This is a genomic window from Pantoea agglomerans (assembly GCF_020149765.1).
Lineage (GTDB): Bacteria > Pseudomonadota > Gammaproteobacteria > Enterobacterales > Enterobacteriaceae > Pantoea > Pantoea alvi.
This window is the reverse complement of record NZ_CP083808.1, coordinates 433427-456655: the sequence shown is the minus strand read 5'-3', so window position 1 is coordinate 456655 and position 23229 is coordinate 433427. Positions and strand designations below refer to the sequence as shown.

Annotated in this window: 24 protein-coding genes and 1 pseudogene; 14 read left to right on the top strand and 11 right to left on the bottom strand. The window is 55.1% G+C overall.

The genetic code is table 11. The features are described 5' to 3' along the window. Positions 1-281 precede the first annotated feature (281 nt). Positions 282-536: a hypothetical protein gene (locus LB453_RS02095; RefSeq protein WP_146053850.1), complete on the top strand. Its 255-nt coding sequence runs from the start codon at positions 282-284 to the stop codon at positions 534-536. A gap of 320 nt (positions 537-856) precedes the next feature. Continuing rightward, entirely contained in the window at positions 857-1594 is a 738-nt protein-coding gene (locus LB453_RS02090) for a metallophosphoesterase (RefSeq protein WP_103796744.1), read from the top strand. Positions 1595-1958: 364 nt separating this feature from the next. Here the strand turns inward: LB453_RS02090 and LB453_RS02085 are convergent, their stop codons facing one another. Next, positions 1959-2561 carry a TetR/AcrR family transcriptional regulator gene (locus tag LB453_RS02085; RefSeq protein WP_103796743.1) on the bottom strand — a complete coding sequence of 201 codons (603 nt, stop codon included), beginning with the start codon at positions 2559-2561 and terminating at the stop codon, positions 1959-1961. A gap of 140 nt (positions 2562-2701) precedes the next feature. On the opposite strand from LB453_RS02085, the gene LB453_RS02080 reads away from it, so the two are divergent. Beyond that, on the top strand, positions 2702-3103 hold the full coding sequence (locus LB453_RS02080) for a RidA family protein (protein WP_103796742.1): 402 nt from the start codon (positions 2702-2704) through the stop codon (positions 3101-3103). Between the two features lie 277 nt (positions 3104-3380). On the opposite strand, the gene LB453_RS02075 is transcribed toward LB453_RS02080, so the two are convergent. The 4 genes from LB453_RS02075 to LB453_RS02060 form a co-directional block, all read right to left on the bottom strand. Further along, positions 3381-4580 (bottom strand): MFS transporter, encoded by a 1200-nt coding sequence (locus LB453_RS02075; protein ID WP_103796741.1) that lies wholly within the window; start codon positions 4578-4580, stop codon positions 3381-3383. A gap of 46 nt (positions 4581-4626) precedes the next feature. Next, positions 4627-5388 carry an SDR family oxidoreductase gene (locus LB453_RS02070; RefSeq protein WP_103796740.1) on the bottom strand — a complete coding sequence of 254 codons (762 nt, stop codon included), beginning with the start codon at positions 5386-5388 and terminating at the stop codon, positions 4627-4629. 53 nt (positions 5389-5441) lie between these two features. Next, entirely contained in the window at positions 5442-6257 is an 816-nt protein-coding gene (locus tag LB453_RS02065; RefSeq protein WP_103796739.1) for an SDR family NAD(P)-dependent oxidoreductase, read from the bottom strand. 149 nt (positions 6258-6406) lie between these two features. Continuing rightward, entirely contained in the window at positions 6407-7345 is a 939-nt protein-coding gene (locus LB453_RS02060; protein ID WP_103796770.1) for a GlxA family transcriptional regulator, read from the bottom strand. A 300-nt stretch (positions 7346-7645) separates the two neighbouring features. On the opposite strand from LB453_RS02060, the gene LB453_RS02055 reads away from it, so the two are divergent. Further along, entirely contained in the window at positions 7646-7855 is a 210-nt protein-coding gene (locus tag LB453_RS02055; protein WP_103796738.1) for a YdgH/BhsA/McbA-like domain containing protein, read from the top strand. Between the two features lie 46 nt (positions 7856-7901). On the opposite strand, the gene LB453_RS02050 is transcribed toward LB453_RS02055, so the two are convergent. Together LB453_RS02050 and LB453_RS02045 are read right to left on the bottom strand one after the other, a co-directional pair. Then, positions 7902-8867, bottom strand: coding sequence for a LysR family transcriptional regulator (locus LB453_RS02050; protein ID WP_103796737.1), 966 nt, complete (start codon positions 8865-8867; stop codon positions 7902-7904). Positions 8868-8914: 47 nt separating this feature from the next. Then, positions 8915-9469 carry a TetR/AcrR family transcriptional regulator gene (locus LB453_RS02045; protein ID WP_103796736.1) on the bottom strand — a complete coding sequence of 185 codons (555 nt, stop codon included), beginning with the start codon at positions 9467-9469 and terminating at the stop codon, positions 8915-8917. A gap of 156 nt (positions 9470-9625) precedes the next feature. Between LB453_RS02045 and LB453_RS02040 the strand changes: the two genes are divergently transcribed. The 5 genes and pseudogenes from LB453_RS02040 (at position 9626) to LB453_RS02020 (ending at position 14632) form a co-directional block, all read left to right on the top strand. Continuing rightward, positions 9626-10831, top strand: a complete 1206-nt coding sequence (locus LB453_RS02040; RefSeq protein ID WP_103796735.1) for an MFS transporter — start codon at positions 9626-9628, stop codon at positions 10829-10831. Positions 10832-10909: 78 nt separating this feature from the next. Next, complete coding sequence (locus LB453_RS02035) at positions 10910-11764, top strand: N-acyl homoserine lactonase family protein (RefSeq protein WP_103796734.1); 855 nt, start codon at positions 10910-10912, stop codon at positions 11762-11764. A 189-nt stretch (positions 11765-11953) separates the two neighbouring features. After that, on the top strand, positions 11954-12955 hold the full coding sequence (locus tag LB453_RS02030) for a zinc-binding alcohol dehydrogenase family protein (protein WP_103796769.1): 1002 nt from the start codon (positions 11954-11956) through the stop codon (positions 12953-12955). Positions 12956-13016: 61 nt separating this feature from the next. Beyond that, positions 13017-14213, top strand: coding sequence for an L-dopachrome tautomerase-related protein (locus LB453_RS02025; RefSeq protein WP_103796768.1), 1197 nt, complete (start codon positions 13017-13019; stop codon positions 14211-14213). 46 nt (positions 14214-14259) lie between these two features. Further along, a pseudogene (locus tag LB453_RS02020) lies at positions 14260-14632 on the top strand (acyl-CoA thioesterase). 280 nt (positions 14633-14912) lie between these two features. Here the strand turns inward: LB453_RS02020 and LB453_RS02015 are convergent. The 3 genes from LB453_RS02015 to LB453_RS02005 form a co-directional block, all read right to left on the bottom strand. Beyond that, entirely contained in the window at positions 14913-15335 is a 423-nt protein-coding gene (locus LB453_RS02015) for a cupin domain-containing protein (RefSeq protein ID WP_103796733.1), read from the bottom strand. Positions 15336-15425: 90 nt separating this feature from the next. Continuing rightward, a complete protein-coding gene (locus LB453_RS02010; protein WP_103796732.1) occupies positions 15426-15962 on the bottom strand; it encodes a carboxymuconolactone decarboxylase family protein in 537 nt (178 codons plus the stop codon). Positions 15963-16370: 408 nt separating this feature from the next. Continuing rightward, a complete protein-coding gene (locus LB453_RS02005) occupies positions 16371-17087 on the bottom strand; it encodes an SDR family oxidoreductase (RefSeq protein WP_103796731.1) in 717 nt (238 codons plus the stop codon). A gap of 136 nt (positions 17088-17223) precedes the next feature. On the opposite strand from LB453_RS02005, the gene LB453_RS02000 reads away from it, so the two are divergent. Beyond that, positions 17224-18135, top strand: a complete 912-nt coding sequence (locus LB453_RS02000) for a LysR family transcriptional regulator (RefSeq protein ID WP_103796730.1) — start codon at positions 17224-17226, stop codon at positions 18133-18135. Between the two features lie 24 nt (positions 18136-18159). On the opposite strand, the gene LB453_RS01995 is transcribed toward LB453_RS02000, so the two are convergent. Beyond that, complete coding sequence (locus LB453_RS01995; RefSeq protein WP_103796729.1) at positions 18160-18777, bottom strand: LysE family translocator; 618 nt, start codon at positions 18775-18777, stop codon at positions 18160-18162. Between the two features lie 383 nt (positions 18778-19160). Here LB453_RS01995 and LB453_RS01990 point away from each other — a divergent pair, with 383 nt between their 5' ends. Genes LB453_RS01990 through LB453_RS01975 form a run of 4 tightly spaced genes read left to right on the top strand, consistent with a single transcriptional unit; the run spans position 19161 to position 23222 of the window. Next, positions 19161-19844 (top strand): thermostable hemolysin, encoded by a 684-nt coding sequence (locus tag LB453_RS01990; RefSeq protein WP_103796727.1) that lies wholly within the window; start codon positions 19161-19163, stop codon positions 19842-19844. Continuing rightward, positions 19841-21406 (top strand): AMP-binding protein, encoded by a 1566-nt coding sequence (locus LB453_RS01985; RefSeq protein WP_103796726.1) that lies wholly within the window; start codon positions 19841-19843, stop codon positions 21404-21406. Before LB453_RS01990 ends, LB453_RS01985 begins: the two co-directional genes overlap by 4 nt. Further along, the gene (locus LB453_RS01980; RefSeq protein WP_103796725.1) at positions 21403-22311 is read left to right on the top strand and encodes a TauD/TfdA family dioxygenase; all 909 of its coding nucleotides are present in this window, start codon (positions 21403-21405) and stop codon (positions 22309-22311) included. Before LB453_RS01985 ends, LB453_RS01980 begins: the two co-directional genes overlap by 4 nt. 11 nt (positions 22312-22322) lie before the next feature. Further along, complete coding sequence (locus tag LB453_RS01975) at positions 22323-23222, top strand: hypothetical protein (RefSeq protein ID WP_103796724.1); 900 nt, start codon at positions 22323-22325, stop codon at positions 23220-23222. The last annotated feature ends 7 nt before the right edge of the window (positions 23223-23229 follow it).

The following is a 23229-nucleotide window of genomic DNA, read 5'->3' as shown; positions in this document are numbered from 1 at the left end:
GAAGTTCTGCATCCCGATACGCCTGGAACGAGCCGGAGACCTCGATATCGTTCTGGCAGGAGATAGTCTTTTTGCCCTGTTAGCACCACACAGAAACGCAGCTATTTAGTGGGTCATCGCTGCATCATACAGGCCCCCAATATTACAGCCTGCCAAAAGGTGGACGGATGAACGTCTCAACTGGGATGACGCTGAGTTGGTCAGACCTAAATTACTATATGAGAATAACTGGCGTTTGTTAAACGCATATAGGCGGTAACCTGAATACTCTTTCTGGAATCATGGGAAGCAAATGGATGCCTGAGATACATGAAGGCGAAATAATTTTAGGTAAGCATGAGCTTTTTGATAGCTCAGATACCGGGCGTCAACCGGCTGATGTGATACAGGAAGTTATGGCAGATAAATCTTTACCACTTTTAGACGGTTTCGACTGTTGCCATACACATCCAATGCTTACTCTGCCTCCTGGGGTTCCATTAAGCATTGATTTCGATAAGTCTACTGTCGCAATAACAGGGAAATATTTGAGCTGAACTGTTTTACAGTTTGTAACTCACGGTATAGCTAACAACGTGTTCATCTTACTTGCGGCTTATAGTTCTTTAAGAGCGAGGAGCGGACGTTACGCATCCCTTCTAACATTGGCTCTGAGCAGTCAGAATTGAACCTAGTGATTCATTGTGAATTCCCGAACGCCTTTGCAGCCAGTCTGATTCGTCGCAACTTTTTGAATTACTCATCCTAATTAATCTGTCCATTATTGCCATAGTTGTGAAAAACATGATGTTAGAAACCGGATTCATGGTCATAAATCACGTTCTTATGCTCCACACCATCATCGTATGAGGTCTTTATGCTGATAGCGCAGGTTTCAGATATTCACGCCTCACCCGAAAATGATCACCTGCTTCGGTTCGACCAGATACTTAACTGGCTTGCGCATCTGCAACCTGACGTACTGATACTTACAGGTGATTTAACGGATGGTCATTGGCAGGAAGGTTATATAAAGATAGCTGACCGTCTGAATCAGCAAAATTACCCTTCGTTGATCCTGCCGGGTAACTCAGACGACCGCAGTCTAATGCGTTCTGTTTGGGATGAGAACAGATGGGCGCACGATGCCCAAGGAGAGGCCCTGCACTTCATTCATAACACCGGTGGCATTCGCCTGATTGGTCTGGATTCGACGATTGATTATAAGGATTACGGCAGTGTGACTGACCATCTGGAATGGTTGGATAATCAAATTAGCGATGCATGCAGCTCTCCGTCATTGATGTTTATGCACCATCACGTATTTGCATCTGGCATACCAACGCTAGACGAAACGATGTGCAGAGGTCTGCCTGAGATGGAAGATTTGATTAAACGCGCCCCGACCAGACTACTCGCCATTTCTTCAGGCCATGTCCACAGACCAATAGCGGGTACGTTTGCGGGCATACCTGCCTACATTTGTGGCTCCGTTTGCCCGGCTAATCCTGTCTGGTTTGGAACAGTAAACGCTCCTCCTGCGAATGACCCGCCAGCATTGATGATTCACCGCTACGTCAGTAAATCCATTACCAGTCATCACGTTTGCGTTTAACTGGTATTCAGCAAAGCATAGACCTCATAGAAAACGACCTGATCCCCAATGATCAACACATAATGTTGTGCGGGAGCAATGTCCGCTTCTGGCACAAAGCGGACGTTAGTATCAAAAACCTGATGGCCCCCTCCGGCTCCCCGGCGTAGCCGGGTCGTCGAGCCCCACTCCGCTAACCGGCAGAGCCGGTAAGCTCCGCCGAATCCCTCCGGGGTTCGGGCCTGCTGGCCAGGGTCTGAGGGCGAACGGCAAAGTTAGCATCCGCAGCCTGCTTACCGTCTTCTATGAGCGAAAATCGGGAGTACCCGTTTACATCCAGGCGACGAGCAACACTTCATTGAACATTCAATTGGTCTCATAAAGATTATGGATGCTTTACATCCTTCAGTAGGCCGCATACCAACAAGGTAAAAACCTGAATCGCTTTTGGTAATGCATGCTGTGGAGCATCGCTAGCGGCTACCCACTGAGCCGCATTCAGTGCGGCACCATTTAACAGCCAGGCCGTGGCATCCACATCTACCGGTTTGATTAAGCCGCTTTCAATCAAATCTGAAATGCTCTCGCGAGTAGCCTGGAGGCAATTATTCTGACTCGGCCATTTTGTAGGATCACCAAGAAAAGCCGGGCCATCAAGCAGAACGATGCGCCGAACTTCTTCATCCAGCGCCATCTTGATATAGGCTATCCCTTCAGCCAGCAGCTTATGCTGGTCATCATCGGAATGTGCCGCTGCACTTTTAGCACGTTGCGCCATTTCTGAATCAATCTGCGTAACCACAGCGGCAAGCAACCCTTTTTTATCCCCAAAATTATGGTACAGGGCCCCACGTGTCAGTCCGACACTGGCCGTCAGATCATCCATTGATGCTGCTGCAAATCCTTTTTCGGCGAAGGCTTTTCGTGCGGCCGCAATCAATTTTATGCGAGTTTCTTCCATCGTTTCGGCGCGGCGTTTGGCAGCCATGCGGACTCCTTGCAATATACGCAGCGCATGAAGTTTGACATACACGGCGTATGTGTGATTAATTTTACATACGCCGCGTATATTAATTCATTTATTTATGCTGCGCATCAGCTGTCGCACATCCAAATAAAGGATACGTTATGAACCAACCGAAACCCGTTTTCCCTACAAATCGCCACGCTCTCTATGCGAAGCATGGTTATTCTGCAGCCATCCGCTCTGGTGATTTACTGTTTGTTTCCGGTCAGGTGGGTAGCCGGGAAGACGGTACACCTGAACCCTACTTTGAAACGCAGGTAGTGCGTGCCTTCGATAATCTTAAGGCCATACTTACCGCTGCTGGATGTACGTTTGACGATCTTATCGATGTGACAACCTTTCATACGGATCCGGAGAATCAATTTCCAACTATTATGCAGGTGAAACAAACCGTTTTCCCGAAGCCCCCGTATCCGAACTGGACAGCCGTGGGTGTTAACTGGTTGGCGGGCTTTGATTTTGAGATAAAGGTTATCGCCCGAATTCCTGAACATCAGGAATAAAGACTTCGCACACAGATATCAGGAGAACCGATATCTGTGTGTAAATTTGCAAACAGGTTAACTATGTCCGCTTCTGGCACAAAGCGCACATACAAGAAAGGCAACGTCCGCGTGGAGCGAAAAACAGCCTTCATCTCACCCCCATCATTTGCCACCCGTATCGGATAGAGGATCAGAATCAGGCGTAACAGGGGGGATCGTGCTTCACCTGTAAAGCTCGTTATCGCATTAAGGAGAAACGTTTCCTTAATCAGGGGAAGCACGCGTGAATGGGAGATCAGACGCCGTGTTTACAGAACTCAGCAATCGCCGCAGGCTTTCTGAACTTCTCTGACAGCCGCAGGCTAAGCAAAGCCAGAACAATAAAGGCGACAGATATCCCGGCCAGCCCGTAAAAACCCGTTAACGGATAAATCCATGAAGCCACTGCCGAGCCAAAACCTATGCCACCAAACATAAAGGCGCTGGTCAGCGCCAGCGCAATGCCGCGGTGCCGGACAGAGGAGAGTTCAACGATCCTGCGCTGCTGGCTGGGCCAGAGCAGGTCTGTGGCAAAGGCCCAGAACACCAGCGCCGTCAGCAGCAGGCCCAGCGTTTTCGGCAGCAGAACAATCAGCACCGTATCCAGGATAAGCAGCGTCATGCCGCTCAGCAGCAGCTTTTCAGCGCTAAAGCGTGCCGCCGCCCGGGTAACCCACAGATTTCCCAGCACGCCGGCGATGCCCAGCACCGCCAGCGCCGCAGAAACCGCATGGGTGCCGCCGGCGTAGGTGTCGCGGATCAGCGGGGCGATAAAAGAGTAAAAGCTGTAGACCCCGGAGGTAATGAAAAACACCACCAGGAAGGCGGTCAGGTATTTTCCTTCAGACAGGACGCCCGCTATCTCGCTAAGCCGGATACGCGAGCCCGCGCTTTTATCCGGCACCGTCAGCAGGACGTTCAGCCCACTCAGCAGGCTTACCAGACCCACCAGCGCAAACAGCGTTCTGGCACCCCACAGGCTGGCAATCCACGCGGCAAGTGGAATACCGGCCAGGCTCGCCATCGATACCCCGAGCAACACCATGCCGATAGCTCGCCCGCGCTGCTGTTCATGCACCAGCTCGGAACCGAGCGCAACCAGCACCGGGCCGATAAAGCCTGCGCCCACGCCCATCAGTATGCGCGAGGCAACCAGCGCGCCGTAAGCTGGCGACAGCGCAAAAGCAAAGGCACCCAGACCAAACAGCCCGATGCCTGCAAGCACCAGCTGACGACGGCGCAGATGCCCAAACAGCACCTGAACCAGCGGGGCGGCAAGCGCAAAGGTCAGACCAAATATGCTCAGTAGGCGCGCGCTCTGCGCATCGGTCAGCTGCCAGGCAGCGGATATCGCGGGCAGACTGCCGGCAACAGAGAGCGCTCCTGTAGCCTGTACAAAGTAAGCGATGCTCAGCGCGCGCAGGGCGCGGCGCTGGGAAGTGGTGATAGTGGCCATAATTCATCTCCGGCATAAGAACAGGGGCTGGACGCCCCTGTCTCGTTTACTGAACAGGAATTGGGTTATCGGCGACAGACTGGTTGAACTGGTTCACCAGGGCATGTTCGTTCGCGCCCGGGTTATCACGCACCGGCAGCACGCGATCGACGATGGCTTCAATGGTATCGGTGCCCAGTTTGTCAAAGGTTTCGCGGATAAAGTCCTCCAGCGGCATGGCGCGCGGATCGCCGCTCTTGTAAATCAGGTCGGTATCGACCCAGGGCGGAGAGATCTCAATCACCTGCACGCCGCTGTCGCGCAGCAGGAAGCGCTGCGACAGGGTATAGGAGTGGATGGCGGCCTTGGTGGCGGAGTAGAGCGCATTGGTCGCCAGCGGCAGGAACGCCAGTACTGAGCTGTTGTTGATCAGCACCGCATCAGGCTGCTGCTTCAGATGTTCGATAAAGGCGGCGCTGACGCGTACCGGCCCGAGAATATTGGTATTAAGCAGCGTGACCGCCTGCGCATCGTCCAGCTCGCCGGCCGCGTTGTCGAAAGGCATAATGCCGGCGTTATTGATAACCACGTTCAGCGCCGGATAGCGCGTCAGCACGCTTTGCGCAGCGGCTTTGATACTGTCGGCGCTTGTTACGTCCAGTACCACATAATCCATGCCCGGACTGGCCGCGGTCACCTCCTTCAGCAGCGCCTCACGGCGTCCAGAGATAATTACCTGGTTGCCCAGCTGATGAAATTTTTCTGCCATTGCGCGGCCGATGCCGGAGGTGCCGCCGGTAATGAAAATAGTGTTATTAGTCAGTTTCATAATCATATTCCTTCAAATGAGTCGTTATAAGGTTATTAAGAGGTCAGCGTGAATCAGTGAACAGAAACAGGTTGATAGCGCTGAGCCGGCGCGTCGCTGCCAAGATGCGGGATCATCGCCTGGCGCGCCTGCTCGTATTGTGTCCACAGGGTTTCATCTTGCAGGGAGGGGATGGTGATCAGCTCGCCGCGGGCAAAGCCCCTGAGCGCGGCGTCTACCATCGCCTGCGCGCTCATCACGATTTTTGGATCAAGTTGCTCTACGGGCAGGCCGCCGTTATCCCAGAACGGGGTGGCGGTCGCGCCGGGCAGTACGGCCTGCACCTGAATACCCTGACCGGCCAGTTCATGATGCAGCGACTGCGTAAACGCCAGCACATAGGCCTTACTGCCGCCATAAACGCCGTTCAGTAACTCAGGCGCGATACTGACAATAGAGGCGATATTGATGATGGCACCGCGCCCGCGCTCGACAAATCCTGGCACCACGGCGTAGGTCAGGCGGGTCAGGGCGGTGACGTTCAGGTTGATCATGGCGGTCATCTGCTCTGCGCTGCTTTGTAGCAGCGGCGTGTGGGTGCCGATGCCGGCATTGTTCACCAGAAGCGTGATGCTGGCGTCCTGACGCAGCTTCTCTTCCAGTCTGGCAAGCTGGGCAGCATCGGCCAGGTCAGCGGCGACAACCTCGACGCTGCGACCGCTGTCGGTGGTGATATGCTCCGCCAGCTGGTTCAGCCGGTTATGGTTACGCGCCACGATAATCAGGTCATAGCCCATACGTGCCAGGCGGCCAGCGTAGAGTGCGCCCATGCCGGTAGAGGCGCCGGTGACAACGGCGGTGCCGCGGTCGGTGTGTGTCTGCTGCGTCATGATGTTCACCTTGTCAGTTATCGGGTTGGTGAATTCATAGTACGCAGTCAGGCACCGGCGCGGCTGACAAGAAAGGGTGTGTTTCAGGACATCATGATGGCCGGATTAACGGACATCATGATGGGAGAGGCGGGCAGAAAAATGAGGGGTCAGGCTTTGCCGGTACGTATAGACTGCGGCGGAATACCATAGCCGCGTATAAAGACCTCACGCATATGCCGCCGGTCGCGAAATCCGGACTCACGCGCAATCACTTCCATCGGCAGCCTGCTCTGCTCAATCAGCAGCCTGGCATTTTCCAGCCGCAGCGCCTCCACCGCTTTTGCCGGAGACTTACCGGTTTCAGAGCGAAACAGCCTGCTGAGCTGGCGCGCGCTGACGTGTACCGCATCCGCCATCTCTTCAATGGTTAAGGGCTTGCTGAGGTTTTTGCGCGCATACTCCAGCGCAGACTGCAGGCGATCGCTGCGCGGCGAGAGCATCAGCAGCTCCGAGTGCTGGGTTTGCCCACCAGAGCGGCGGTGGTGCATGACCAGCAGATGCGCCACGGAGCGCGCCACCTCTGTTCCCAGATCCTTCTCGACCATGCCCAGCGCCATATCGAGCCCGGCGGTTAAGCCAGCTGATGTCCAGACGTGGTCGTCGATGATAAAAATGCGATCTTCCTCAACCCGGGTGGAGGGGTGCATCGTTTTCAGGGTCTGCGCGTGGATCCAGTGGGTAGTCGCCCGGCGTTCGTCAAGCAGTCCGGCCTGGCCCAGCACGAAGGCACCGGTGCAAATACCGGCCACGCGGCGCGCTTTCCGCGCATGGGTCTGCAAAAAGGTCACCACGCCGGGCGTAGCCGGCAGCTCAACCGGCGTCAGCACCCCGGCCACCAGCCAGGTATCAATGGGCGCCTCGCCATCAAGCGTTTTACTGTCGACGCTGAAGCCGTACGAGGATAGAACGGACCCACCATGTTCGGAGTAAACCGCACAATCATAGAAGGGTTCCCCCTTAACCTGATTGGCAAACTCAAAGATACTCAGCGTGGACAACCCTAACACCTGAAAGTAATCAGAAATCAGCAAGCCTACCCGATGCATCATCTTCTCCTGCTTCAGCCCAGCGCCGGAACGGTCTGCATTGCCGGTATCGCTGAAAATGTTAAGCGTTAACAATACCCTGACTGCGGTACTGCACATACTGCCTTTTTTAAAATGATTAAACCTCTCTCCAGAATCTGAAAGTTCATTTTCACTTTCCGCGTGAAAGTGTTTGCGCGCACTGCGCCTGTTTCACAGGAAAGGGTCACTCTATTATTTATTTCACACAAGGCAGCGGAATTATCTGGCCGCCCTGACAAATAACCCTGAATATATCAATCACTGGCTAAGGAAATGAAAATGAAAACTGTAAAATCTGCACTGATTATTGCCGCTCTGTGCGCCATTTCGTTTGGCAGCGTTGCTCAGAGCATTACCGCAACGGGTTCAACGCTGGATGAAGCTGAGTCGAAAATTGCCCAACAGGCTAAAAAAGCAGGCTCTGATTATAAAATTACCGAAAGTTATGCTGGCAATCAGTTCCATATGACGGCAGAGCTGAGCAAGTAAATATAAAATGAGAAAAAGGCCATTTCACCGAAATGGCCTTTTTCATTTATGCGCTCTGGTTAGCGGGTAATACCGCCTGCGCACCGGTGGCGAAAGCCGGATGCGTGCGCATCAACGCCGTAATAGACCTCAGATGTTCGCGCAGCAGGCCGTGCAGCTCCCGGATCGCCGGAGAAAATTGCTTACGGTGAGGACAAATAAGATTCAATGGCACGGCTTCCCCAGGCTGTTCGGGAAGCAGCACTTCCAGCCGACCGGCCAGCACATCGCTGCTGACATCTATCCATGATTTATAGGCAATCCCCATTCCCGCGACTGCCCAGCGCCTCGTCAGATCGGCATCGTCGCATAACATTCTGCTACTGACCGTCAACTGGCGCCGGACGCCATTTTCCGGAAAGGACCATTTATCGTAGGCGTGTCCGTTAAGGGTATAGAGCAGGCACTGGTGCCTGAGCAAATCATCAAGGTGCTGCAGCCTGCCGTGCTTATTGAGATAGGCGGGTGAAGCGGTAAGCACGCGCCGGTTATCTTCGGCCAGCGGCAACGCGACGTAACTACTGTTTTCAAGCGTCCCATAGCGGATGGCCACATCCACCGGATCGCGAAAAACATCGCTGACGTGATCGGACAGAAAGAGGCGCAGGGATATTTTGGGATGTTTTTCGCAAAAGGCGGTAATAACCGGCAGGATGATATTTCGCCCGATGTCTGACGGAATGGCTATTTTCAGTTCACCCTGAATTTCATCCTCACTTCCCTGCAGACGCTCGGTGCCCGCCTGCAGAATAGTCAGCATTTCCTGAGCATAAGGAAGCCAGGTTTCTCCCTCTGCGGTGAGGCGCAGGCTTCGCGTGGATCGCGCAAATAATCGCTTATTCAGGTCGCGCTCCAGACGGTTAACTGCGGCACTGACCTGACCCGGAAGAATATCGGCTTCACGGGCTGCGCGGGAAAAGCTGCCCAGCGCGGCGGAACGGACGAACAACGTAACATCTTCAAGACGTATCATTCAGGCTCCAGAAGGCAAATGTATTCGGATCCGGTCAGGCGGTGACATTACTGGTCATCATCAGGTCTGATAAAGCGGAGCAGAGCGTTCACGCGCTCCTGCCAGGCCTGCGGCTCAAGTCTGTCATTAGCTTCCAGACAGGCCTCAACGAGAAAAGACCAGATAATTTCTGCCATTACGCCGGCATTTTTCTGTACGGGTAGGTTCATCCGTATCTGTTTAATGACTGCCCCGCGAAAGTCACGCACGATGTCCAGCGCAGCCTCGGGCAGAACGGCAACTTCACGCGTTGAGTTGATGATAAAGCACCCGGTAAACGCGGGATTATTAAAGGGCGCAGCCAGCAGGAATTGCTCAATATTTTGCCAGCCATAGGGCTGTTTTTGTAACAGATACTGGGCAGGCGCGCTACTGACATAGTGTTCCAGCGCGCTGACAAAAAGCTGTTCCTTACTGCAGAAGGTGGCGTACAGGCTTGAGCGATTAATGTCGGTCGCTTCTTCAAGCTGGCCAAGGCTGGTGCCAGCCAGCCCGTTCTTCCAGAAGAGAGGAATAACGCGACTCAGAACGTCTTCATTGCTTATTTTTCTGGGTCTGGCCATCGGGACCTCCGTTTTAAACCAATCATTTTAATATGCATCTTACCTGCGGAAAATACCACCCTGATAAAAATAAAAACTGATCAGTTCAAAACTGCTTGCATTTTTGCAGCAGTAACGACTAGTTTTAAAACGATCAGTTTAAAACGGAATCCCAACATGAAAACCAAGACGCTTTCAGCCCGATATGCTTTCTGGATCAGCGCCGCCGTTGTTGCGCATACGCTCTGGACTAGCGCAGCACCTGCAATGATTTATCCGCTTTATGCCGCACAATGGCACCTCTCCTTTACCCTGATCACGGTGATTTTCGCCGTTTATCCGCTGACGGTTGTTGTGACGATGTTGCTGTTTGCGGGCCTGTCCGACAGGGCTGGAAGAAAATATGTCATGCTTGCCGGCCTGCTCAGCTCTGCTGTAGGCGTGCTGCTGTTTGCGGCTGCAGACAGCGTATCCGTGCTGTTAGCGGGGCGGATCATGATGGGGATTGGCGTGGGATTATCGGCGGGTCCTTCGGCTGCGGCACTGGTAGATTACGCCGGTCAGGGTGGCTCAGCGCGCGCGGGTGCGGTGACTCTCGGGGCGCAGTCAGCGGGGTTTACCGCTGCTCTTTTGCTGGCCGGGGCGCTGGTTACCTGGGCACCGGCGCCTACCCGGCTGAGTTTTTATGTTCTCTTTGCGCTGCTGATAGTGCTGATCGTTCTTTCTCTGTTTATCCCGAGCGACCGTCCTGCAGGTGCCTCTGCCAGACTGCTGGCCCGCCCGGACGTGCCGGTATACCTGCGCCGCCCCTTCATCTATGCCGCGCTGGCGGTAACAGGGGCTTATACCCACGGGGTGCTGATATCGTCTTTAGGCGCTCAGATTGCCCGTTCTCTTATCGGTTCACCCAGCCCGTGGATTAACAGCGTGGCGCTGGCGCTTTTCCCCGTCGCGCTGGGCATTGCTGGCGTGTTTGCCAGAAAGATTGAGGTTCGCCGGTCAGTTATAACAGGATCGATTGTCTCCGCGGCGGGAATGGCCATTCTGTGTATCTCCGTATCTGAACAGAGTCTGATTTTTTTTATCAGCGCCTCACTTATCTCCGGCGCCGGCTATGCCTTTATGACCTTTGGCGGGCTGGGTCTGATTGCGCGTTATGCTCGGCAGTCAGATCGCGGCAGCGCCATGTCTATGCTGTTCGTTTTTGCCTATCTCTTTACCGGCGGGCTCGCCGTTCTCCTCGGCAAAATGGCCACGCAGCTGAACCTGGCGATAGCGGTCTATACCGGCGCGTTGATCCTTATTTTCATCTGCGTAGTACTGATTATTCCTGGCTTATTTCAGCTGCGCGGCACTAACCGCTCTTCTGCAGCCGACATCTGAACCTTTTCTTTCAACTCACCGACGCTGAGATGCCATGCAGCGTTACAGGTTTCTTTTCCGTAAATTCAGGAGAATACAATGTCCTTAAATATTTATCCGCTCAACCTGGGCAATATTACGCTTGATAAATCGGGCCTGGTGTTATTCCAGGATGCGGGCGTGAAAACCACTATTCCCACGCTGGGCTTCCTTATTACCGGCGGCGAGTATCCAGTTCTGGTGGATACCGGCTCGCGCTCAACAGACTATTACCGTCAGTTCGGATTTGAGGCTGAACAGACGCGGGAGATGACCCTTGCCTGGCTGCTTGCCCAGCATGGCCTGAAGCCTGCCGATATTCGCTACGTTATTCATACGCATGCCCATGTCGATCATGCCGGGGGAGATTATCTCTTTCCAGTGACCACGACGGTTTGCCTGTCGAGGCGTGAGCTGGCGTTCGCCGCCTCCGGCATTATGGGGCCGGCCATGTATGCGCTTGAAGATACCCGCCATCTGCTTGAACGCCTCTATACCAGAGGCGCGCTGCGCCTGTTCGACGTGGACGGTAGCTATGAGGAAGAGGTTATTCCGGGCGTAACGGTACGGCTGAGTGGCGGTCATACGCCGGGTTCGATTTCCGTGCTGGTTGATACCGCCGAGGGGATTGCCAATATTAGCGGCGATGTGGTGTACAACCTGCAGGGCAGTCTTATCGATCCCTTCCTCGACAGCCTGAACGCTGGTGAACCCACCATTACCGGCAACCGGGCAATGTCGACGCTTGAGGAAAAGACCGCGATCAAAAGAGCGCTGGCCGGCGTCCGGTTTATGCTGCCCAGCCATGACGTGCCTGCGCTCGTTCAGGGAGGCAGGGTTATTGGTCTGCTGCACAATGCCATCTCCCGTCCTGAAGTCCGCGTCACTGACTCCTCTGCCTATACGTTGCTGTAACTCTCCGCGGAGCCCGCCAGGCTCCGCCTTCAGGTTGTGATCTACGGCATCTGTTTCCTGCTGATTTTCACTGCAAAAGTGAAAGTGCTGATGTGGTTGACCCGTTTTTCTGCACGCCCTGAGCCCGTAATCTCTCATAAACAAATCGATAGCGCTGCTGCTCACGCCATAATGAACGGGGACCACATCATGAAAGCTATTGTTTACAGCCAGAACGGACTGCCAGTTACCAGTCCGCAGTCTCTTTACGAAACTGAATTACCGAAACCGCGACCGGGCGCCCAGGATCTGCTGGTAAAAATCAGCGCGATTTCGGTGAATCCTGTGGATACCAAAGTTCGTGCGGACTCGCCGGTGACGCAGCCGCGCATTCCAGGCTGGGACGCCGTTGGCACAGTGGAGGCTATCGGTGAGAGCGTCACCCTGTTCAGACCTGGCGACAAGGTCTATTTCGCTGGCTCCATTATCCGCCCGGGCTCGTATGCCGAATACAGTCTGGTTGACCAGCGTATTGCCGCTCACAAGCCCGCTTCACTGAGCGATGCGGACGCCGCTGCGCTCCCGCTCACGTCCCTTACCGCCTGGGAGCTGTTGTTCGACCGTCTTGAAGTAAAGGAAGGACACGGCGACGCCATTCTCATTATTGGTGCCGGCGGCGGCGTGGGTTCGGTGCTCACGCAGCTGGCCAGCAAGCTGACCGGCCTTCGCGTTATCGGCACCGCTTCCCGCGCGGAGACGGCGGAATGGGTGCGCGAACTCGGCGCTCATGACGTCATCGATCACTCCCGTCCGCTGCTGGAGGGCCTGCGTGAAATTGGTGTCTCTTCCGTGCGATATGTCGCAAGCCTGACGCACACTGACAAACACTACCCGCAAATTGTTGAAGCGCTGGCACCACAGGGCCGGCTGGCTGTTATCGACGATCCGGAAACGCTGGATGCCTTACCGCTTAAGCGCAAGGCAGCCTCCCTGCACTGGGAACTGATGTTCACCCGCTCGCTGTTCCAGACCCCGGATATGATCCGCCAGAACGAGATTCTGGAGAGCGTGCGCCGCCTGATCGAGGACGGCACCCTGCGTACCACAAAAGGCGAGCACTACGGAAAAATTAATGCGGAAAACCTTCGGCGAGCGCACGGCTTTATCGAAAGCGGCCGGGCGCGCGGAAAAATCGTGCTGGAAGGTTTCTGATTTACCTGCCGGTCAGGCAGCAGGCTGGCCGGCTCCTTCAATCTCTCAGGAAGATGCAATGATGAAAACACCTATGATGAAAACGGCGTTAGCGCTCTCTGTGGCGCTGGTGGCTGGCAGCACTGCCCTGAATGCGCTGGCGACGGAGGCGCGCGCGCTGCCTGCCCTCAGCGAGCTTGCTCAGGATCGTGCGATCGGTAAACCCGAAGTCGTGGCCACGTTTAGCGGCGCTATGCCGACCGGCGTCACCGTTACCGAAACCGGCCGTATTTTTGTGAACTTCCCGCGCTGGGGTGATGACGTTCCGTTTACCGTGGCTGAGGTAAAAGGCAACCGGCTGGTGCCTTACCCGGACGCCGCCATAAATACCGCTGATAATTCTTCTCCCCGTACGCATTTGCTGAGCGTACAGAGCGTGGTGGCTGATGGCCGGGGCCGGGTCTGGATACTCGATACCGCCGCACCGGGCTTTTCAAAACCGGTTGCAGGCGGCGCAAAGCTTGTCGCGGTTAACCTGAAAACGAATCAGGTTGAGAAAACCATCGTTTTCCCGGCTGAGGTGATCAGACCCGCCACCTATGTCAACGACATGCGCTTCGATTTTCGCATCGGTAAAGCCGGCGTAGCGTACGTCACCGACTCCTCACTGTCCGGTACCGGTGCGATTATCGTCATTGACCTGGACAGCGGGAAAGCGCTGCGCCGCCTGGAAGGGGACCGCACAACATCGCCTGAGGCGGGCTTTTCACCTGTCGTAGAGGGAGAAACGCTGCTTCAGCGTCACGCGGACGGAACAACGGCACCATTCAGCGTGGCCTCCGACGGCATTGCCATCTCCCCGGATGGTAAAACGCTCTACTACAGCCCGCTGTCGGGACGTCACCTGTATGCTGTTCCCACGGCACTGCTGCGCGATCCGGCCGTCACAGAATCTCAGCTCTCGGCGTCCGTGAAAGACCTGGGGGAAAAAGGGGCGTCAGACGGCCTGGAAAGCGATGCGAATGGGGCAGTGTATGCCGGTGACTATGAGCGTAATGCTATCCGTAAGCTGCCAGCAGGTGGAGAGTGGACAACCCTTGCGCACGGGCCTGAAATCCTGTGGCCGGATACCCTGTCGGTTGGGCCGGATGGTTATCTCTACTTCACCACTAATCAGCTGAACCGCCAGCCCGGTTTCCACGGCGGGAAGGATTTGCGCCAGAAGCCATATGCTCTGTTACGCATCAAGATTAATGCAGCACCCGCACCCACGTACTAAATCACTTCATATCAGGGGGCCGTGGCCCCCGCTATCAGGAGCAGCCATGTTCAGTAAAATGTATGACGTTGATGAAGACCATATTGATTCTCAGAAGGTGGTCGACGGGCTTTACTACCCGTTCTATATGGAGTGGGCTGAAAGAGGTGCTGGGTATCGATAGTGAAGAGGAGTTCAGACAGGGACGCATTTATAGGGTGCTGGAGTACTCTCTTCGGTTCCGTCAGAGTCTGAAAAAGGGAGACAGAGTGGAGGTGTCCTGCCAGCTGGAAAAAAATGTGAAGCGCAACCGCGTGAATTTCTACCCGCCAATCCGGGTTGAGGGCGTAACCTGCGCTGAATCGACTTTTACCGCTACATGCCTTTTTAATGGTCGCCCGGTGATGCCCGAAGCGGTGACAAACGCGTTAACTTTCTGAAATGCCCCCAGGTCCGGCCCATCCGTGATGAAATTCACAGGCGCCGGTTTTTTTGCATCCCTCGCTGGTAACCCGGACTTCCTTAACGCCCTGCAAGCGCATCAGCAGATTGACAGCACTGAGCGGTTCTCTGGCTGAAGACAGCGTTTGCGCCCAGGCCACGCTGAGCGTCGCGTCAGCACAGACGCAATCAGTGGGAATTGAACTGAGGAAAGGTTTAAAGCCCCGACGTTTTACCCGCGGGGCTTCTTGCAGATCATCGGTAACGACGAAGGAAGGTTCAGCGATTTCTGTCCATAAACGTATCGGCAGAGCCGGCGTCAGGATCGATAAACACGACGTCACCGGGTGAGCGACGGGGCGTGTCAAGCGTCAGGAAAATCACAGGCTCTTCCAGCAGCACGGGAAGCGCATGCACGACGTTGCGCTCGAAAAAAAGCATGTCGCCGGGACCGAACTCAGCCTCGGTCGACGCATCTTCCATCCAGAACGTACCGCGTCCTGAAAGCACGTACAGGTATTCATCACATTCGCGGTGAAAGTGAGGGGGAACGCCCCGATAGGCCCTAAACACGCGGCTGCTGGCATCCGGGCGGTCGGTTAAATAGATATCGGCAAGCATCGTAGTGGACTGCTCGGGCAGATTTTTTGCAATGTCGGCCGGGTTGAAGCGCGCTGATTTCGGCGCGGTAACAGGCGTCATATCAGTTTCTCCTTAAGGGAGGCAGAGATAAAGGCAGTGAGCAGAAGCGGCGAATTCTTTCGCGCCTCTGCGCCACTGACGTCCTGAGCATCAGCTCACTTTGGGAAAATCAACGACGGTGTCGTTCACGCGGTTCACCATATTGGTAAACAGAATAGCGCTGACGGCACCAATGGTTTCGACCACCTGCTGGTCGCTGAATCCGGCCTCACGGAAGGCCTTCACGCGCTCGGCTGATACCGTCCCGCGTGTAGAAACGAGATATTGAACGAACTGCACCAGCGCATCGATACGCGCATCGCCGCTGAATCGAGCTTCACGCAGCTCTACCGTCTGCTCATCGGTGTAGCCCGCCTTTTTAGCCATCAGCGTATGAGCGGCCAGGCAGTAGTCGCATCCCGACTCTTCACTTACGGCAAGATTAATTGCTTCCAGCTCACGGGCGCTCAGGCTGCCTTTGTGCAGGGCTGCATTCAGCTGAAGCATCTGATCCAGAATGTCAGGTGAATTGCTGCCAATGGTCAGATAGGCATTAGGGACTTTACCCATGCTGCTCTTAATCGCGCCAAACAGCTGGGCGGTTTTGCCCGTGGCGTCGCTTTCTTTGGTGGTATGTAAACGGCTCATAGTAAACTCCTGGTTTTATCTACGGGAATGGGTACCGGTGCCAGAGTCTTTGGGCTTTCTGACTCTGCCGCGCTGGATTCAGGAGTACAGTACTGCGGCTGGAAGAGATGAAAAACCTGCTGTCAGCGTCAGGACTTTATCTTGAAAAGGTAAAATGGAGATGAGGTCGGTGAGCTTCTTAATGGCCTTTCTGACAGGTTGCAGAACAGACGGTTGCTGGCCCTGGCACGCCATTCTCGGGCTGGCACACCGTCGCGCAGCTGTGCGAGGCACGGGAACAGCCGTGGACCGCGGCAGAAATGGCGCAGCGCGTTTTCATGTCGCGTGCATCTTTCTTCAGTGCAGTCACGTAAATGCCGAAGAGCATCAATTCGGCATTTACGTAATAAGCCACCCAATGCAGAGGAGTCAGTTGATTAGCGCACCGCCTTCAATATCAATCACCGTGCCAGTAACAAACGGATTATCCAGCAAAAAGAGATAGCCCTTAGCGATGTCTTGCGCGCGACCATATGCCTTTACCGGCAGATTTTCAGCAGCGGTCTGAAGCATTTTTTCACGCGCTTTGGGATCCATACCTGCGTACGCTTCCGTATCGGTCAGTCCCGGGCTGACTACGTTTACACGCAACGGAGCCAGCTCTTTTGCCAGCACCTTTGCTGCTGACTCAATGGCAGCATTCATCGTTGATTTGACCAGCGTTCCGCTCAGAGTCCGCCTGGCCAAAAACCCACTGGTCAACGTGAGCGTGCCACGGGGCCGAATATTGCCGCTGAGATGCCTGGCGGTGTAGATGCTGCCCCAGAATTTAGTATCAAAAGCAAGCCGCGCTGCGGTAAGCTCAATTTCAGAAAGAAACCCACCGGGTGCATATGAGCCCGCCGTAAACACAATATTATCAACATCCCCCAGCACGTGACTCAGCGCAATGACTTCGGCTTCATTACTGACATCCAGTTGTCGTGTGCTGACAGCTGCTGCTCTCCCATTAAGCAACTGACGGGCAGACTCCAGCTTCTCATTATTTCGTCCTGCCAGAACCAGCTCGTTTTCCCGGTCCGCCAGTGCGCTGGCCACAGCAAAACCAATGCCTGACGCGCCGCCAATAATTAATGTTTTACCCATCGGTTTACTCCTCATATTGATAAACGTTTGATGCTGGTACAGGGATTGCGAAAAGCACTGTTAAAGCACTTTACTTACAAAGCTCTTTTTTGATAATGGCAGCCAAAGTGCAATTTCTTTTCGGAAAAAATGAAATATGGGAAAGCTTGAGGATATGGCGCTTATCGTTGAAGTGGCCGAGTCCGGTGGGCTGTCGGCCGCCGGGCGACGTCTCTCGCTTTCACCGGCGTCAATGACGGCGAGGCTGAAGGCGATTGAAGAGCGCTACCAGACCCGGCTCTTCCATCGGTCAACACGCGCCATTACGCTGACAAAGGCTGGTGAGGATTTCTACCATGCCGCTCTCCGGGTATTGAATGAGGCGCGACACGCAGAATCGCTTCTGGTGCAGAAAGAGGGGGTACTTAGCGGAAACATTCGCATCTCTGCGCCCTCTGATTTCGGCAGGCAATATGTCAGCCCTGCGATAGTGGATTTTTCTCGCCTCCATCCAGAGGTAAATACGTCGGTTTACCTGGGAGAGCGCGTGGAGGATCTGATTGCTAACCGGCTGGACATGAGCATCCGTTTCGGTAATTTGCCGGACAGCAGCCTTATCGTGAGACATATCGCCCCTAACCACAGGGTGCTGGTGGCATCAGATACCTATCTTCAGACATCAGGAATGCCCGCTACGCCGGAAAGTCTTCACGGCCACAGGTGCCTTGCTCTGGAGTTACACGGTGTTGTTATAAATGAATGGCGATTTGAGGAAAAAGGGGTCAGCAAAACCATTCGCGTGAATCCTGCTATGGTCTGTGACGATGGCGCGCTTCTCCGTCAGTGGGTTCTTAATGGCGCGGGTATTGCCTGTAAATCCTGGTGGGACGTTAAAAAAGATGTCGAAGAAGAGAGGCTTTATGTTCTGTTTGCAGAAAGCTTTATAGGGTTTAGCCGCTACGATCGCAAAAATGTCGGGCTACAGTTTGTCTACCCACAGCGTAAGCTGCAACCGTTACAGGTGACTGCATTCAGTGAGTTTTTTATCGACTGGCTCAATAAAAAATAAAACTGCTTTGTTGTGCTCCTCTGCTCACTTCAACAGCAGCCGTATTCCCAGAAAGGCCATCACGCCTCCGCTGAGTTTATCGATAACCTGACGGTATTTAATGTAAGCCTGACGCGGCCCGCTAGTTGATAATAAGCATGCAACCACGGCATACCAGAGCAGATCGATAACAAATGCCATGATGGGCAGAATGATATACATCACAGGCTGAATATCTTTGCTGAGCGCGGCGGAAAAGATGCTGGCAAATACCAGTGCAGTATGGGGATTGCTGATTTGCGTAAATACGCCAGTGATAAACGCTTTCAGGGCGCTGAGTTCCTTTCTGCTGGCACAGTCATTGACGCGCTTTACAGGATGACGAAACATTTTCAGCGCCAGCCATAAAAGATAGCAACCGCCCGCAATCTTGAGTCCTGTGTAAAGTGAAGGGACCAGCGTCAGAAGGGTGTGAAGGCCCGCTAAGGCAATAACAGCAAAAACAAGGGCACCAAAAGCCATACCGGCTGCAACCGATAGTGCCGCCCGTCTCGAACCGGACATAGCCGTTTGGGCAACAAGAAGAAAGCTGGCCCCCGGACTCATCGCGCCAAACAGGATCGCTACGCCAATAGCAGAAAGCGCGAACAAATCACCCGTCATTTTAATTTCTCCCTGATTAATCAGCGTCAGACAGCGCCTTGCATGCGCGAAGCGCACACCTTTGAACGGCTCCCGGTTAACACCCTGACAGAATGCAACAATGCCCGCGACAGACGCAAAGCGATCTGGCAGGGGCAGGGGGTCAGCTGGATATCAAACCTTTTATCCGGCCAGGTTGCTAACCGCATAGTGCTAAAGAGAGACAGCGGATTTCCAGCGATTATGACACTTTGTTTACAGAGAGACGCTCTCTGCCGCTTTGTCCACTTTTTGCCGATGATTGTCCGAATTATTCGATATCTTGTCATAGCTGAACATGTTACGAATGATAAATCCGGCTTACCATTTCTCACGGTTACCACCCACCGTGAGGGAAAACTGGAATGAGTAGCTTCTTACATAAACAGCATCATATTGATATTTTTTCTACAAGGCTGGATATCATTCGCCGTAATGACGACACGGCTGAAGAGGCGCGCCAGTATATTGCCAATATCTATTATAAAAACTACCGTGCAACGATTAAACCCGACCCTGACATTATTATCGCCAGCCGTAATAAAGAAACGGCGGCGTTAATCGCCTGTACCGGCATTTCTTTTGTATCACCTACACAACCTCTGTTTTCGGAACGCTATCTTTCCGCCCCGCTGGATGAAACCATCCAGCGTCAGACGGGCCACACGCTGGCGCGCCATCAGGTGGTAGAGATCGGTTCGCTGGCGTCTGATAACCCTAACGCTGCCGCTGATTTAATTCGAATAATGCCGATTATCGCCTGGTTTATGGGGAGCAAGGCGATTCTCTGTACCACAACGCGCCGCCTGCGGAAATTAATGGCTTTTCATCAGGTGCCTTTTTGCATGCTGAGCGACGCGTCGTCGGAAAAACTTTCTCCCGAAATGCGCGCGGCCTGGGGAAGCTATTATGACCAGACGCCACAGACGGGGGTTATTTTACTTGAACAGTGCGGCCATCTTTTTAATCACTTTTGTGGTCGGCTGGTATTTTCGGAATTTGAATCTATCGCCGGTTCCGCGCGCTCTTCCGCTCAGGTGGCAGCATGAATATTCTTAATGCATTTATTGGGCAGGCGCAGCGTCGTCCGCACGCCGCGGCGATTATTCAGCTGCGTCAGGACGAAAATGGCCTCTTTAATGAGGAGGTGCGCTGCAGCTATCTGGCGCTGCTTGAGGAAGCGCGCCAGCTGGCCGCTAATCTGCAGGCTCAGGTAGGGATGCAGGCGCAGGTTGGCATCGTGATGGGCAACACGCCGGAGTGGGTGCTGGCGGATATCGCGCTGCAGCTGGCGGATCTGACTGAGGTGCCGGTACCGCTTGCGTTTTCAGGCGAACAGGCCGCCTTTTTGCTGCAGAACTGTCGGCTGGTGCTGACAGATGCCGCCGGCGCACAGCGTCTGGCTGAATGGCAGGCTACCGGGACAGAGCTGCCGTCGGCGATACTGCCCCTCCGGCTGGGCGCAACGCCGCACCATGCTGCGCCTGCTCGCCTTCATCCCGCCGATGGCGCGCAGGATGGCGTGATAAAGATCATACATACCTCCGGCACCACCTCCCAACCCAAAGGGGTGATGATCCGCCGCCACGGTCTGGATGCGCTGGTCGCGTCGCTCTGGCAGCTCGCTCAGCCGGATGACTATCAGCGCTATTTGAACCTGGTGCCCCTCAGCCTGCTGATTGAACAGGTTACCGCTCTCTATATGCCGCTCACCTCCGGCGGGGCGGTAGTGATGCCGCCCGACGATATGCCGCCGCTGGGCCATCCTGGCGTCACCGCGGTACAGCGGCTGGAGGTCATCCGCGCGGCGCGCCCCAGCGCGATGACGCTGACGCCGGCGCTGGTGGAGGCGCTGGCCGAACGCGCCGTCAGCCATGGCGACTGCCCCGGCCTGATGCCAGCGCTATTTGGGCGAGAGCATGCCCCGCTGTTGGCGGCGGGCGGCGCGCCGGTCGATGCCGAGGTGCTGCAGCGGCTTAACGCCCTCAATATTCCGGTCTATCAGGGATATGGCCTGAGTGAAAACAGTTCGGTCGCCACCTGGAACGCGCGCGGCGCTAACCGCATCGGCACGGTAGGGAAACCGCTGCCCCATGTGGAGGTTAAGATTGCCGACGATGGCGAACTCTGCCTGCGTAGCAGCTCGCTGTTTGCTGGCTACTCCAGCGAAGATCCCAGCAGCTGCGCGATTGACGACGAGGGCTGGCTGCACACGGGCGATCTGGCTACCCAGGACGCGGACGGATTTATCTCCATTATCGGGCGCAAGAAAACGCTCATCATCACCGCGAATGGCCGCAACATCTCCCCTGAGTGGCTGGAGAGCGCCTACCGCACCGTTCCCGGCGTGCAGCAGGCGATCGTTTACGGCGACGGGCAGCAGTTTCTCGGTGGCCTGTTCGTGGTGGACGATATGCGCGAGGCGCCCGCTATTCGCCAGGCGATCGCCGCCTATGCGCGTGACCATCTGAATGAAATTGAGTTTATTCCCGACCCCGTGCTGGTGCCGCACAGCGCGGAGATTATGGCGCGCCTGTTTACCGTCACCGGACGCCCGCGTCGCAACGCCGTTAACGCTTTCTTAGACCAACTTGAGACTGTGACAGCATGAATATTCGTGAAACTGCCCATACCCGCGTCGGCGGCCTGATTGTCACCTCGCTGAATGAAGGTGACGTGACCCTGTTATCTAAAGACTACCTGCTGACGCTGCTGGCGGAGCATGGCTATCTGGTGCTGCGCGGCTTTCAGCACAGCATTGACCACTTTTCGCAGCTGGTTCGCCAGTCCAGTGGCCGCATTAGTCTCGATCCGGCACGCAGCTTCAGCGGCGATACCGCGCAGAAAGTTGATGCCGGTTACGATAAGGTCGGCCTGCATTGTGAAAACGGCAACAGCCCTTTCTGGCCCGATCTCTGCTGGTTTTACTGCCAGCAGGCGCCTGCGCAGGGTTCGCAGACCACGGTCTGCGATGGCAAGCTGGTTTATCAGCACCTTAGCCCGGCGGCGCGCGCCGCGTTCAGCGCGCAGGAGATTGTCTATTCACGCCGGGTAGAAGAGCAGGAGTGGAAAACCTATGCCTTTTACGCGCTGGCCTCGCAGGAGAATGCCCCGGAAAGCCTTGAGAAGACCACGCTGGATCATCTGCTGTCGCTGACCGCCGGGTCTGCCGGCACGCGCATCACCCTTAACGACGACGGCGCGATCCGCTATGCGTTCCAGACGCCGGCCATTCGCGCCAGCCGCCTCAATCCGGCGGCGCGCCACAACTTCGCCAACAGCATTTTCGGTCCCTCGAATCACTACGAGAAGCCGGTCATCACCTTTGCCGATGGCAGCGAGATTCCCGCCGATCTGCTGGCGGAAGCAGACGCCGTCTGCGATCGCTTTACCTTCGATATCGGCTGGCAGCACGGCGATATCGTGCTGATCGATAACACCCGGGTGATGCACGGCCGCCGTCGCATCGAGGACAAAGCCCGCACCATTTTTAACGCGCTCTCTTATCTGGCCTGACGGAATGCACCATGACTGATTTTAAAAGCATTAACCAATACGCACACCTTAACTATCTGCATCCCAACCGTATGCCCTGGGAGCAGGCCGCCAGCGACAGAGAGCTCGATTTTCTGTCGCGCGCGCTGGTCGGCGAAGCGGGCCAGGAAGATAAGGCGGTAGCCTATCTCTACAAGGAGCTTGCACAGCTGGCGGAGATTGAGATGCACGTCGCCACGGTGATGACCCGCATCCTGTGCGAACTACAGGCGGAATCGACGCCGTTTAAAGCGGGCGACGGTCTCTATCACGCGGTCTCCTGCTTTGCCTCGGAGGAGATCAACCACGCCAACAGCTTCTACCAATATGTGCGTCATCTGTCAGGGCGCGATATCAAACTGGAGAACAACCTGTTTGCCGATCGCGTTGCGCTCTACAGCGATAACGACGCGCCTCTGATTAAACTGGCGGCGCTCTGCTCTACGGCCTACGTTGGCGAATCAATTATTACGGTGTTTGAACGCCGCCTGAAGGTGCTGGACCCGATGCAGCGCAGCTTCCTGACGCAGCTGCTCCACTTCCACGGCCTGGACGAGGCGCGCCATATCCAGTGCGACCACGCCATCTTTGAGCAGATTATCCCCACCTTCAGCGCGGCGGAAAACCGACGTATGCATCAGCTGGTGCAGGAGACGGAGGCGCTGAATACCCAACTGGCGATCGCCAGTGCCGAAACGGTGAAGGCGGCATTCGATCTCGACTACACCGAAGGCAATATCGCGGCTAAAACGCAGCTGGATATGACGCTGCGCTTTCGCGAGATCGTGCAGTCCGGCGAGGCAATCCGCAATGTCGACGACTATATGGACCAGGAAACGGCGGCTATTGTGCAGCAGTTTTCGCAGGCCTCGCGCGTGCATACCGGCTGGTAAGGAGAAA